Genomic DNA, 12,410 nt, shown 5'->3' on the forward strand with positions numbered 1-12,410 from the left:
AGGTCGCCGTTGTGGGGGTGTCCGAGTGCGATGGACGCCGCCACATCGGCGAAACGGAGTGGATCACGCGGGACCCCTGGGGGCACGCCTGCCCGGGGTGGTCGGAGGCCGACCTGTCGGGCTACTTGCCCGGCGTACCCGCGGGAGCGCCGTGGCCGTCCGGCCCACGGTCGCCGCCCGGCCCACGGTGGCCGCCGCCGGGGCCAGGGAAGACGCCGGCCTCGACGGCCTTTGTGATGGCGTCGGCCTGCTCCTGGGTGAGCTTGCCGTCCTTGACCGCCTGGTCCAGCCGCTCCTTGAGCGCGGCCTGCCGGTCCTCGGCGGACGGGCGCGCCGGACGATCGGCGGGCCGGTGCTGCTCGCGGACCTTCTCCAGCGCGGCGGTCACCTTGTCGGTGGGGACACCCAGCTCCTTGGCGAGCGCCTCGGCGAACTCACCCTGCCGGTCCGCCTTCGCTCCGGGAGCGGTGGCGGTGCTGGCGCTCGGGGTCGGCGTCGGGGTGCCCGCGGCGAACGCGATCGTCGGGGCGGCGATCCCCACGCCGAGGACGCCCGCGGTGGCCAGGCCGGCCAGCAGGTGCTTCCTACGGATGGTGCGGGACATGCAGTCCTCCAGAAAAGTCGGTGATGCGGCAATGTCGTCACCGACAGTGACCGGCGATTCTGGGCACGACCCGTGGCGACCCTGTCAGCGAGCTGAAAATCGAGCAGCGGGCTGCCCGTCGAGCAGCGGGCTGCCGATCGTGGCGGTGCGCGGGAAATCGGTTGTGTCGTCGTTGGTCAGGCGGTCAGGGTTGATGGCCGCCAACGGAGGGACACCTCGCGATGACCGTCGAGATTCGCGAGATTCCGCTCGTCGGGTCGGACACCGGCCCGTACGGCATCACGGTTGGGCCCGACGGCGCGTTGTGGCTGACGCTGGTCCAGGCCGGCGGGATCGCCCGCCTGGGGCCCGACGGCGAGACGGAGTCTGGGCAGCCCTGGAGATCGGCGCAGTAGCCCACCTGACCCCCACCCCCTGACCCTGGTGATCAAGAGGTTTGCGTCACGATCCGGCCCGAAAATGACCCAAACCTCTTGATCACCGGGGTGGGAGGCGGCGGGAGGGTGGGAGGCGGGGGCTAGCGGACGGCGGGGGTGGCCGTCAGGGTTCCGGTGTCGGTGTCCAGGGTTGCGGTGGTGCCTACCGGGACGGTCAGCTGGTCGGGGCCGTGGCCGATGGGGAGGCCGCCGAGGACCGGTACGCCCAGGTCGCCGAGGCGTTCGGTGAGGACGTCGACGATCGTGGTCTCCCAGCCGTCGCCGCAGTCGGAGAACTGCCCGACCGCCACACCGGCCAGCCCGTCCAACGCTCCGGCGCGGCGCAGGTGGGTGAGCATCCGGTCGACCTTGTACGGGGGCTCCTGCACGTCCTCGATCAACAGCACGGCACCGGTCAGATCGGGCAGGTCCGGAGTGCCGATCGACGCGGCGATCAGGCACAGGTTGCCGCCCAGCAGGGTGCCGGTGGCGCGCCCCGGTACCCGTACGCCGAAGGTCTCCTCGGTGGGCACCGCCTCGACGGTCACCGGCTCGGTGGTCATCAGCGCCGCGTGCAGGGACTCGGCGGAGCGCAGCGACGTCCGCTCGTCCCGCCAGGCGGCTCCCGGGCCGTGCACACCGGCCAGCCGGGCGCCCCGCCACAGGGCGAGCTGCAACGCGGTGATGTCCGAGAAGCCGGCCACCACCTTCGGGTCGCGGCGGACGGCGGCCATGTCGATGGCGTCCACGATCCGCTGGGCGCCGTACCCGCCCCGGGTGCAGATCACGCCGCGCACCTGCGGGTCGGCGAACGCCGCGTTCAGGTCGGCGGCCCGCAGGTCGTCGGTGCCGGCGAGGTAGCCGTGGCGGGCGTACGCGTTCGGCGCCGGCACCGGCCGCAGGCCCCACCCGGTGAGCAACTCCATCCCCCGGGCGACCCGCTCCGGCGAGGTCGGCCCGGACGGTGACACCAGCAGCACCGTGTCCCCGGGGCGCAGGACGGGTGGGCGGACGACTGCCGAATCCTCGTTGATCACAACCGCAGAGCCTAACGACACCGCGGAGCCTGACGAGCAGCGAACGCCGGCCGTCGACGCCGGTGCACGCGCCGGCCAGCAACCCCGGTGCGCGGCGGGGGGGATCCGAGTGGCGGGGCGTGGCGCTGCGGGACGTACCGGCTAGCCTCGACGCGTGGCAACCGCGCTGGTGATCGAGAACGACCCGACGGACGACGCACGCCGGTTGGGTGAGTGGCTGACCGAGGCTGGGCTGGAGCTGTGGGTGGTCCGCCCGCACGCCGGCGACGAGCTCCCCGCCGACCTGGAGGGGTACGCGGCGCTGGTGGTGCTCGGCGGCGACCAGCAGGCGTACCCGCTGCCGGACGGCTCGCCCGGCGCACCCTGGTTCCCGGCCGTGGAGGGGCTGCTGCGCAAGGCGGTCCGGTACCGCGTGCCCACCCTGGCCGTCTGCCTGGGCGCGCAGCTGCTCGCCACCGCGCACGCCGGGCTGGTCGAGCGGAGCCCGTCCGGGCCGGAGATCGGCCCCGGCGTGGTCGGCCGGCGTGACGCCGCGGAGGGCGACCCGCTGTTCCGGTACGTGCCGCTGATCCCGGACGTGCTCCAGTGGCACTCCGACGAGATCACCGAGCTGCCCCGGGGCGCCACCCTGCTGGCGGCCTCCACCCGGTATCCGCACCAGGCGTTCCGGCTCGGCGACCGGGCCTGGGGGCTGCAGTTCCACATCGAGTGCGACACCGCGATGATCGCCGACTGGGCCACCGACTCGGCCCAGCTCGCGGAGCTGGGCTACGACCCGGAGCTGGTCGTGGCGGCCTGCGACTCGGTGATGGTCGACGTCGAGGAGGTCTGGCAGCCGTTCGCCGCCCGGTTCGCGGCGCTGGCCCTCGGCGAGCTGGACGACAGCACGACGCGGCGGGGCCTGCCGCTGCTCGGGCACTGATGAGCCGGCCGACGAGGGCGCCGGGCCGGCTCGCCCGCTACGGCTTCGGCGTCGCCGAGGGCGACGGCGGAGCCCGCGCCGCCGACCTGCTCGGCCCGGACGGGTTGGGCCTCTGGCAGCCGGTCGAGCAGGAGCCGGTCGACGAGCAGGCCAGGGAGCTGCTCGCCGCGCTGTCCCGGGCCGCCGACCCGGATCTGGCGCTGCGCCAACTGCACCGCATCGTCGAGGCCGAACGGCGCATCAGCGGCGACGGCGCGCCTGGCGGCAGCGGCGCGAGCTCGCCGCTGATCGCGGAGCTGCTCGCCGACCCTGGGCTGCGGCGTCGACTGATCGCCGTCCTGGGCGCGTCGTCGGCGCTCGGTGATCATCTGGTGGCCAACCCGGAGCACTGTCTGGCGCTGCGCACCGCCCCGGACGGGCTCGCGCCGATCGCCGAGGGTCGACTGGAACCGGCCGGCGACGGCAACCCCGTGGCGGTGCTGCGGACCGCGTACCGGCTGGCGTTGCTGCGGATCGCGGCGGCCGACCTCACCGGCGGCCGGGCCCTGGAGCAGACCATGGCGGCGCTGTCCGCGCTGGCCGACGCGACGCTTGCCGCGGCGTACGAGATCGCCGTCGACGAGCTGGCGGAGGGCACCGAGCGACCCCGGCTGGCCGTGGTGGCGATGGGCAAGTGCGGCGGCGGCGAACTGAACTACGTCTCCGACGTGGACGTGATCTTCGTGGCGGCCGAGGACGGCGACCTGCCCGCCGCGACCCTGGTGGCGACCCGGCTGATCCACATCTGCGGGCTGGTCGCCTGGCCGGTGGACGCCGCGCTGCGGCCCGAGGGCAACCGCGGCCCGCTGGTGCGCACCCTCGCCAGCCACCTGGCCTACTACCGGCGGTGGGCGCGCACCTGGGAGTTCCAGGCGCTGCTCAAGGCCCGTCCGGCCGCCGGGGACCTGCCGCTGGCCCAGGAGTGGATCGACCAGCTCGCTCCGCTGGTGTGGCGGGCCGCCGAACGACCCGAGGCGGTCGAGGACGTCCGTGCGATGCGCCGCCGGATCATCGACAACATCCCGCCGAAGGAGCTGGAACGCGAGATCAAGCGCGGTCCCGGCGGGCTGCGCGACATCGAGTTCGCCGTCCAGCTCCTGCAACTCGTGCACGGTCGCGGCGACGAGACGCTGCGGGCGCCGGGCACCATCCCCGCGCTGCGCGCGCTGGTCGCGGGTGGCTACGTCGGCCGCGCCGACGGCGAGTCGCTGCTGCGCGGCTACCGCTTCCTGCGCAGCGTCGAGCACCGGCTCCAGTTGCAGGCCCTGCGGCGTACGCACACCGTGCCCACCGAGCCGTCCGCGCTGCGCTGGCTGGCCGCCGCGCTGGGTTTCACGGCCACGCCGGGACGCAACGCCGTGGAGAGCTTCCGGGCCGAGTGGGTCACCCACGCCACCGAGGTACGCCGGCTGCACGCCAAGCTGCTCTACCGGCCGCTGCTGGAGTCGGTGGCCCGGGTGCCGGCCGACGGGCTGCGGCTCACCCCGGAGGCCGCCCGGCACCGGTTGGAGATCCTGGGCTTCGCCGACCCGGCCGGGGCGCTGCGGCACCTCCAGGCGCTCACCGGCGGGGTGAGCCGCACCGCGGCCATCCAGCGGACCCTGCTGCCGGTGCTGCTGAGCGAGTTCGCCGACGCGCCGGAGCCGGACCGGGGGCTGCTCAACTACCGCAAGGTCTCCGACAAGCTGGGCAGCACCCCCTGGTACCTGCGGCTGCTGCGCGACGGCGGTCCCGTCGCCCGGCGGCTGGCCCGGGTCCTGGCCCTCTCCCGGTACGTCGCCGACCTGCTCGCTCGCGATCCGGAGGCGCTGCGGCTGCTCGCCGAGGAGAACGAGTTGGCGCCGCGCCCACGGGCGGTGCTGCGGGAGGGCTTCCTGGCGGCGGCGGCCCGACACACCGACCCGGTCGAGGCGACCCGCGCGGTGCGGGCGCTGCGCCGCCGGGAACTGGTCCGCGTGGCGTGCGCCGACGTGCTCTGCCGCGCCGGCGCGCTCGCTCCCACCCCGACCCGGCCGGACGGCACGACGCGGCCGGCCGTCGGCCTGGCCGACATCACCGAGGTCGGCACGGCGCTCTCCGACGTCACCGACGCCACTCTCGCCGCCGCGCTGCGCGCCGCCCGGGCCAGCCAGCCGGCGCCGGCCGGGCTGCGGTTCGCGGTGATCGGGATGGGCCGGCTGGGCGGGTACGAGTCGAACTACCTCTCCGACGCCGACGTGCTCTTCGTCTACGACCCGCCCGCTGACAGCGGCGAGAGCGCGGCCAGCGCCGCCGCGCACGCGATCGCCGAGGAGCTGCGGCGGCTGCTCGGGGTGCCCGCCCCCGACCCGCCGCTCGGTGTCGACGCCGACCTGCGTCCGGAGGGCCGGCAGGGTCCGCTGGTGCGCAGCCTCGCCGCGTACGCGCAGTACTACGCCCGCTGGTCGCGGGTGTGGGAGGCGCAGGCGCTGCTGCGCGCCCGGTTCGTCTGCGGCGACGCCGACCTGGGCGCCGAGTTCGAGGCGATGATCGAGCCGGTGCGCTACCCGGCCGAGGGGCTGACCCGCGAGCAGGTCGTCGAGATCCGCCGGATCAAGGCCCGGGTGGAGACCGAGCGGCTGCCGCGCGGCGCCGACCCGGCCACCCACACCAAGCTGGGCCGGGGCGGGCTGGCCGACGTGGAGTGGGCGGTCCAGCTCGTCCAGCTCCGGCACGCCGGCGCGATCCCGGAGCTGCGCGGCACGCGTACCCTCGATGCCCTCGCGGCCGCCGAGCGGGCCGGCCTGATCGACCCGGCGGACGCCGCCGAGATGGCCGCCGGCTGGTCCCTGGCCGCGCAGGTCCGCAACGCGTTGATGCTGGTCCGGGGCCGCGCCGGTGACCAACTGCCCCGGCACGGGGTGGAGCTGGCCGGGGTGGTCCGGCTGCTCGGCCGCGACGACCCGGGGGAGTTCCTGGACGAGTACCTGCGCACCGGCCGGCGCTCGCGCGCCGCCGCGCAGCGGGTGCTGGAGGCGTAGCGCCGGTCAACTGCCGACGGTGTACTCGCCGGCGTGGGAAACGGTGACGATGCTCCAGTCCCCGTCGGCGGAGACGGTGGCGCCACCGGACGCGGCCAGCCAACGGCTGTAGCGGACGCGGACCGCGACCGGGCCGGCGGTCGGGGCCTGGAAGGTCAGCGCCGCGCCGTCGGCGCGGACCAGTTCAGCGGGCGCGGCGACCAGCGGCGTCGGGTCGGCCACCGCCCAGACCCGCCAGTGCGCGCCGGACCAGACCGGCGTCAGGTACGGCAGGCCGCCCTCGACCAGCTCCGCCTCGGCCCGTCCCACCCAGGACAGCGGGGCGTCCGGCACCGCCACGTACTGCACGGCGTTCTCCGCCAGCCAGGCCCGGTAGCTCTCCCGGGTCAGCGGCACGCCGGTGCCGGTCGCGCCGGGCACGGTGGTGAAGAACAGCGGGTTTCGGTCGATGTCGGCCTGCCGCAGCCAGCCCCGGGCCAGTGGCACCTCGCCGAGGCGGGCCGCCTCCCAGTAGTTGCGCGTCGGCGGCACCTCGACCCGGCCGGTGAGCCGCTGCCCGGCCAGGAACGCGCGCAGCGGCGCGTGGTAGCCGGGCGCGCTGGTCGGGTCGCCGATGCCGCGCAGGTCGGCGGGGACCACCGGCGGCTGCCACCCGCAGACGGCCACCAGCAGCGCGGTCAGGCCCACAGCGCCCAGCAGGCGAGCACGCCGCGACCGCTCGGGCATCGCGGTGCTGGGCGGCGCGGCGTCGGGCCGGGCGGCATTGGGCGGCGCGGGGCGGTCGGCGTGCCGGCGGGCGAGGCGGGCGAGGCGGGCGGTGAGCCAGGCTGGTGGCCGGGCGGCGGCGGCCAGCACCGGCAGCGCGAACATCGTCGCCAGCCGGGTCGCGTTCAACCCCACCGGGGTGTGGACCAGCGCGGCGGCGAGCACCCCGGCGGCGGCGAGGAGCGCGCCGAACCGCACCGGCCGGTACGCCACCAGCGCCGCCACCACCAGGCTGGTCACCACCGCGCGCAGCGTGTCGGTGCGGCTGATGTTCATCCAGCCGCCGTCGCCGAAGAGCAGCGCGGTCGCGGCCAGCGGCACGGCCGCCGCGACAGCGAGCGTCAGACCGTCGGCGTAGCGGCGGGTGAGCAGCAGCGCCACGCCCGCCAGGCCGAGGAACAGGCCCGCCACCGGGCTCGTCGCCGACGCCAGCAGCGCGCCGACCGCGGCGAGCGCGAGCCGCCGACGCGGGGGTACGCCCCGAGTCAGCGCCAGCAGCGCGGCCAGCCCGAACGCCACCCCCAGGGCGTACGTCACCCGGCCGGAGACCAGGTTGCCGGTCAGCGTGACCACGCCGACCAGGCTGCCCAGCAGCGGTCGGGGCACCGGGCTGCGGACCAGCAGCGCGGCCAGCGCGGCGGCCGACGCCACCAGCGCCAGCGCACCGGTCACCCGCACGCCGAGCAGGGCCATCACCGGCTGGGACACGAGGCTGTAGCCGAACTGCTGCACCCCGCCGTACCAGCGTAGATCGATCGGTGTCAGGCCGTGGGCGGCGAAGAAGTCCGCCCGGGCGACCTGTGCGGCGAGGTCCGAGCCCATCAGCGGCAGGGCCAGCCAGAGCGCGCCGAGCACGACTGCGGAACCGGTGGCCACCGCCACCACCCGACTGCGCCGCATGCCCACCTCCGTACCGCGACAACCGTACTGGCAGCATGTCCGGCGTGCCTCACCACCTCGCGCGCTGGACCGGACTGGCCGGATCGGCGTTGCTCGCCGTCGCCGCGTTCCTCGGCGGCGCCCTGCCCGGGTCACCCCTGCGCCCCACCCCGGTCAGCATCTGGCAGGGCCCGAACGGGCCGCTGGTCCTCGCCGCCTGGCTGGTCGGCACCGCGCTGCTGGCGTACGCCTGGTGGTCGTTGCGCGAGCGCGTGCCGTCGACCCGCTGGGCGCTGGTCACCGTCGGGCTCTGGCTGCTGCCGGTGCTGATCGCGCCGCCGCTGGCCAGCCGCGACGTCTACGCGTACGCCTGCCAGGGCGCCAGCTACGCCGCTGGGATCAACCCGTACGAGCAGGGGGTGTCCGCGCTGCCCTGCCCCTGGCTGGACACCATCTCCTACATCTGGCGCGACACGCCGGCGCCGTACGGGCCACTGTTCGTGGTGCTCGCCGGCGCGGTGGTCAAGGCCACCGGCTCGCTGACCGGCGCGATCGTGGTGTTCCGGCTGATCGCCGTGGCCGGGGTGGCGCTGACTGCGGCCAGCCTGCCGGTGCTGGCCCGTCGCGCCGGCGTGCCGGCTCCCCGGGCGGTCTGGCTGACGCTCGCCTGCCCGCTGGTCGCCGTGCACCTGGTCTCCGGCGCGCACAACGACGCCCTGATGGTCGGCCTGCTGGTCGCCGGGCTGGCGGTGATCGCCTCGCGGCCCGGCCGCCCCGGTCCGCTGCTCGCCGGTGGCGCGCTGCTCGGGCTGGCCGCCGCGATCAAGGTGACGGCGCTGGTCGTGGTGCCGTTCGCGGCGCTGGCCGCGATCGTCGGCGGGTACTCGATCCGCGCGCTGATCCGCCACGGCGGCTGGGTCGTCGGCGGCGCGGTCGCCGTCGTGGTCGGGGTGACCTTCGCCGCCGGACTGGACTTCGGCTGGGTCGGCGGCCTGGCCCGAGGCGGCGACGTGATCGCCTGGACGTCGCCGTCCACGGCGGTCGGCCAGACCGTCGGCTACCTGGCGGTGCCCTTCGGCGGGCACCTCGACGCCCTGCCGGTCACCCGGGGGATCGGCATGGCCGTGCTGGCGCTGCTGCTGGTGTGGCTGTGGTGGCGGGCCCGCACCCGGGAGCCGCTGTGGCACGCCGCCCTGGCGCTGGCCGCCACGGTCGCCCTCGCGCCGCTGTTCCACCCCTGGTACTGGATCTGGCCGCTGGCCGTGCTCGCGGCCACCGCCCGGCGCACCGGATGGTTCACGGTGGTCGCGCTTGTCGCGTCGTTCCTGGTGCTGCCCGACGGCACCGGGCTGCCCCGGTTCACCAAGTCGGTCGGGGCGCCGCTGATGACGCTGTTGGTGATCGTGCTGGTCATCCGGTTGGTACGGTCGGCTCGGGCGGCCCGTCAGCCGGTCGCCGCCGACTGAGGGACGGTGCGCCGGTAACCACTCCCGGCGCACCGCCGCCGCTCTACGGTCTTTCGGTGGCCCGTTTTGCCCGGTATGCCGGCCTGGTCGGCGCGATCCTGCTCACCGTTGCCGGGTATCTCGGCGGGGCGCTGCCCGACGCCCCGCTGGGCGCGACGCCGGCGTCGATCTGGCGAGCCCCGCACGGCCCGGCGACGCTGACCTGCTGGCTCATCGGCACGGCGCTGCTGGTCGGCGCCTGGTGGTCACTGCGCGCCGGTGCGCCGTCGAGCCGGTGGGCGTACGTCACCGCCGGGCTGTGGGCCCTCCCGCTGCTGGTCGCGCCGCCGCTGGGCAGCCGGGACGTCTACTCGTACGCCTGCCAGGGCTGGACGTACGCGCACGGCGTCGACCCGTACGCGGTTCCGGTGGCGGCGGCCGGCTGCCCGTGGCTGGAGACGGTGGCGCCGATCTGGCGGGACACGCCTGCTCCGTACGGGCCGGTCTTCGTGCTGCTCGCGGCGTTCGCGGTGGGCGTCGGTGGCGGCCTCACCGGCACGATCGTGGCGCTGCGGGTCATCGCCGTGGCGGGCCTGCTCCTGGCGGCGTACTGCCTGCCCGGCCTGGCGCGGGCGGCCGGCGTGCCGACCCGGCGAGCGGCCTGGTTGGCGCTGGCCGCGCCGGTGGTCGGCGTGCACCTGGTGGCCGGGGCGCACAACGACGCCGTGATGCTCGGGCTGCTGCTGTGCGGGCTGCTGCTGGTGGTCCGACGGCCGGGCCGGCCCGCAGCGCTGCTGCTCGCCGGCGTGCTGCTCGGCCTGGCGGTCACGGTGAAGGCCACCGCCGTGGTGGTCGCCCCGTTCACCGCGCTGGCCGCGGTGCACGGCCGGCACACCGTACGCGCGCTGCTGCGCGACGGCGGCTGGCTGGCCGGCGGGCTGCTGGCCGCGCTGCTGGTCACCTCGGCCCTGTCCGGCCTCGACTTCGGCTGGGTGGGCGGGCTGACCCGCAGCGGAGACTCCGAGCAGTGGACGTCGCCGCCCACCGCGGTGGGATTGGTGGTCGACTACGCGGGCGAGCTGGTCGGGCGGGACCCGCAGGCGGTGCCGGTGACCCGCGCGGTCGCGTTGGTGCTGCTCGCGGTCGTGCTCCTGGTGCTGTGGTGGCGCGCCTGGCGAGAACTGCGGGCTGGCCCGCCTGGAGCGCCGCCGCGAGAGCTGCGGGCAGATGATCGCGATCCGAGCGGCGTGGACAGGCCGGCGGCCGGCTCGGCGCGGTGCCGTGCGGCACTGCACGGCGCGGGCCTCGCACTGGTCGCCACCGTCGTCCTGGCCCCGGTCTTCCACCCCTGGTACGCGACCTGGCCGCTGGCGCTGCTCGCGCTCACCTCCGCCCGGACCACGTGGTTCGCGCTGCCGGTGGCGGTCGCGGCCTTCCTGGTCCTGCCCGACGGCACCAACCTGGCCCGCTTCACCAAGGCCCCCGGCGCCCTGGCGATGACCGTCCTGCTCCTCTTCCTGCTCCTTCGGGTGCGGGAGCGGGTGCGGCGGAACGGACCGGAGCGCCGGCCACGTTCCTGACCATCGGTCCGGCGCGCAAGATCGTGCTCGAACGTGGATGTAGTGGCTTCTGGCGCGATCGAGACCACTACATCCAGGATCGAGCACGATCTTGGCGCGGCGCGGCGCGGCGCGGCGTGGCGCGGCGCGGCGCGGCGTGGCGCGGGGCGGTGCGGTGCGGTCAGCGGTGGGCGCTCGGCGCGGCGGGCCGGGCCAGCCGGGTGCGTACGGCAAGTGCCACCGGCAGCAGGGCGGGACCGACCAGGCCGACCACTGCCGCCGTCGCGGCGAGCGTCGTCCAGTTCGGGGGGAACGCGGCCGGCATGCCGTCCGCGGCCCCGGCCAGCGGTTGCAGGGCCAGCAGGCCCACCGGGGTGAGCAGGATCAACAGGGCCCAGCCGCCCCGGTGGTCGCCGCGCAGCGCCAGTCCCGCGGCGAGCAGCACGGCCACCGCGAGCACCGCCACGGCGGCGTTGTGCAGGGCCTGCCCCGCCATCACCGCGCGGTAGGTCCAGGCGAAACTGGAAGGCGTCACGCTCGCCGCCGCCGCCAGACCGGTGACGGCGGCGACCAGCGGCGTCACCCGCAGCGACACCGGCCAATCGCGGGACGCGCCGAGCGCCACCAGCCCCAACCCGACCTGGGGGAGCAGTACGAACAGCGGCGGGCGGGGCAGGTCGGTGAGCGCGGCGGCGGGGATGAGCGCGACCGTGAGGGCCACCGCGAGCGCGACCGCGCGTCGGTGCCACAGGCCGGGTGTCAGCGCCTGCGCCGCCGCGGCGAGCAGCCAGCCGACCCACGCCACGATGCCGAGCGAGACGAACGGCCCGACCGACGGCTCACCGAAGCCCGGCGGTGCGGGGCGCAGTTCGAGCACCGTCCACATGCCGGCGACCATGGCGGCGGTGAACAGGGCCACGGCGGCCGCGAGGCGTACGCCCGGGACCAGGTGGATCACGCCGGCGGCGCGTACCCGCTGGCGGAGCCCGCCGCGCAGGAGGTCCGCGGCGTCCGCGGGCGCCGGCCAGCGGCGGCCCGGCGTGGCCAGGTCCAGGTACGTGCCGACGATCTCGGCGCCACGGGAGCGCCGGTACTCGGTGGGGTAGGCGAGCAGCAGCCACAGGTAACGTCGCTCAAGATCGGTCATGCCAACCCTCCGGCGATTCGCGGGGTGGCGGGCCGGGCGGTGCGGGCCCGCTCGGCCAGCCGCTTGGTGGCGGCCTCGACGTTGCGCCGGAGCCGCTCGGTCTCGGCGCTCAGGGTGGCGTCACCGGTGGGGGAGAGCCGGTAGTAGCGGCGCAGACGGCTGTCCACCACCTCCTCCCGGTCGACCTCGACGAGACCGGCGTCGACCAGCCGGTCGAGTGCGCCGTAGAGCGTCCCGGGGCGTAGCGACACGCGGTTGTCGGAGAGAACGGCGACCTCGCGGATCAGCCCGTAGCCGTGCATCGGCTCGGCGGCGAGCGCGGTGAGGATCAGGAAGGTGGGTTCGCGCAGTGGTGTATCCATCGCCGTAATATATCGGATGCGAAGGTATCCCGGGAGGCGGTCTCGATCAAGCCGCTGAGCAGGTCGTAGGTCGTATATCAACTTCCATCGTTATCCAGTGTTTCCGGGCGGCATCTGTACCCCTCGTGTACCTAACGATCTTGGGGTGGTGGTGTGTGCGAGTGGTTCCGAGGGGGATCGGTGCGGCATCCCGTCGCGGCCGGGGCACCCCAGAGTCGCCGAGGGTCCGGGGCGAG

General features: G+C 75.5%; 10 protein-coding genes. 5 read left to right on the forward strand and 5 right to left on the reverse strand.

Going from position 1 to position 12,410, the window contains the following annotated elements; genetic code table 11:
- Window positions 1-121: 121 nt before the first annotated feature.
- Entirely contained in the window at window positions 122-604 is a 483-nt protein-coding gene (locus ABZU46_RS27780; RefSeq protein WP_354862339.1) for a hypothetical protein, read from the reverse strand.
- A gap of 221 nt (window positions 605-825) precedes the next feature.
- Between ABZU46_RS27780 and ABZU46_RS27785 the strand changes: the two genes are divergently transcribed.
- On the forward strand, window positions 826-999 hold the full coding sequence (locus tag ABZU46_RS27785; protein ID WP_354862341.1) for a hypothetical protein: 174 nt from the start codon (window positions 826-828) through the stop codon (window positions 997-999).
- Window positions 1,000-1,121: 122 nt separating this feature from the next.
- Here ABZU46_RS27785 and ABZU46_RS27790 read toward each other — a convergent pair whose 3' ends face one another.
- Window positions 1,122-2,057: an LD-carboxypeptidase gene (locus ABZU46_RS27790; protein WP_354862343.1), complete on the reverse strand. Its 936-nt coding sequence runs from the start codon at window positions 2,055-2,057 to the stop codon at window positions 1,122-1,124.
- 154 nt (window positions 2,058-2,211) lie between these two features.
- Here ABZU46_RS27790 and ABZU46_RS27795 point away from each other — a divergent pair, with 154 nt between their 5' ends.
- Together ABZU46_RS27795 and ABZU46_RS27800 are read left to right on the forward strand one after the other, a co-directional pair.
- The gene (locus tag ABZU46_RS27795) at window positions 2,212-2,979 is read left to right on the forward strand and encodes a type 1 glutamine amidotransferase (RefSeq protein WP_354862345.1); all 768 of its coding nucleotides are present in this window, start codon (window positions 2,212-2,214) and stop codon (window positions 2,977-2,979) included.
- The gene (locus ABZU46_RS27800) at window positions 2,979-6,017 is read left to right on the forward strand and encodes a bifunctional [glutamine synthetase] adenylyltransferase/[glutamine synthetase]-adenylyl-L-tyrosine phosphorylase (protein WP_354862347.1); all 3,039 of its coding nucleotides are present in this window, start codon (window positions 2,979-2,981) and stop codon (window positions 6,015-6,017) included. Before ABZU46_RS27795 ends, ABZU46_RS27800 begins: the two co-directional genes overlap by 1 nt.
- Window positions 6,018-6,023: 6 nt before the next feature.
- Here the strand turns inward: ABZU46_RS27800 and ABZU46_RS27805 are convergent, their stop codons facing one another.
- The gene (locus tag ABZU46_RS27805; protein ID WP_354862349.1) at window positions 6,024-7,682 is read right to left on the reverse strand and encodes a hypothetical protein; all 1,659 of its coding nucleotides are present in this window, start codon (window positions 7,680-7,682) and stop codon (window positions 6,024-6,026) included.
- 44 nt (window positions 7,683-7,726) lie between these two features.
- Here ABZU46_RS27805 and mptB (ABZU46_RS27810) point away from each other — a divergent pair, with 44 nt between their 5' ends.
- Together mptB (ABZU46_RS27810) and mptB (ABZU46_RS27815) are read left to right on the forward strand one after the other, a co-directional pair.
- Window positions 7,727-9,127, forward strand: coding sequence for a polyprenol phosphomannose-dependent alpha 1,6 mannosyltransferase MptB (mptB, locus tag ABZU46_RS27810; RefSeq protein ID WP_354862351.1), 1,401 nt, complete (start codon window positions 7,727-7,729; stop codon window positions 9,125-9,127).
- A 56-nt stretch (window positions 9,128-9,183) separates the two neighbouring features.
- The gene (mptB, locus tag ABZU46_RS27815) at window positions 9,184-10,686 is read left to right on the forward strand and encodes a polyprenol phosphomannose-dependent alpha 1,6 mannosyltransferase MptB (RefSeq protein ID WP_354862352.1); all 1,503 of its coding nucleotides are present in this window, start codon (window positions 9,184-9,186) and stop codon (window positions 10,684-10,686) included.
- 160 nt (window positions 10,687-10,846) lie between these two features.
- Here the strand turns inward: mptB (ABZU46_RS27815) and ABZU46_RS27820 are convergent, their stop codons facing one another.
- A complete protein-coding gene (locus tag ABZU46_RS27820; protein WP_354862353.1) occupies window positions 10,847-11,812 on the reverse strand; it encodes a hypothetical protein in 966 nt (321 codons plus the stop codon).
- A complete protein-coding gene (locus ABZU46_RS27825) occupies window positions 11,809-12,174 on the reverse strand; it encodes a helix-turn-helix transcriptional regulator (RefSeq protein WP_354862354.1) in 366 nt (121 codons plus the stop codon). Before ABZU46_RS27825 ends, ABZU46_RS27820 begins: the two co-directional genes overlap by 4 nt.
- Window positions 12,175-12,410 lie beyond the last annotated feature (236 nt).

This window comes from Micromonospora sp. NPDC005197 (assembly GCF_040608295.1).
GTDB lineage: Bacteria > Actinomycetota > Actinomycetes > Mycobacteriales > Micromonosporaceae > Micromonospora.

Coding starts and splice junctions, on each gene's coding strand:
- ABZU46_RS27780 (WP_354862339.1), bottom strand. CDS start 604: ATGTCCCGCACCATCCGTAGGAAGCACCTGCTGGCCGGCCTGGCCACC.
- ABZU46_RS27785 (WP_354862341.1), top strand. CDS start 826: ATGACCGTCGAGATTCGCGAGATTCCGCTCGTCGGGTCGGACACCGGC.
- ABZU46_RS27800 (WP_354862347.1), top strand. CDS start 2,979: ATGAGCCGGCCGACGAGGGCGCCGGGCCGGCTCGCCCGCTACGGCTTC.
- ABZU46_RS27805 (WP_354862349.1), bottom strand. CDS start 7,682: ATGCGGCGCAGTCGGGTGGTGGCGGTGGCCACCGGTTCCGCAGTCGTG.
- ABZU46_RS27820 (WP_354862353.1), bottom strand. CDS start 11,812: ATGACCGATCTTGAGCGACGTTACCTGTGGCTGCTGCTCGCCTACCCC.
- ABZU46_RS27825 (WP_354862354.1), bottom strand. CDS start 12,174: ATGGATACACCACTGCGCGAACCCACCTTCCTGATCCTCACCGCGCTC.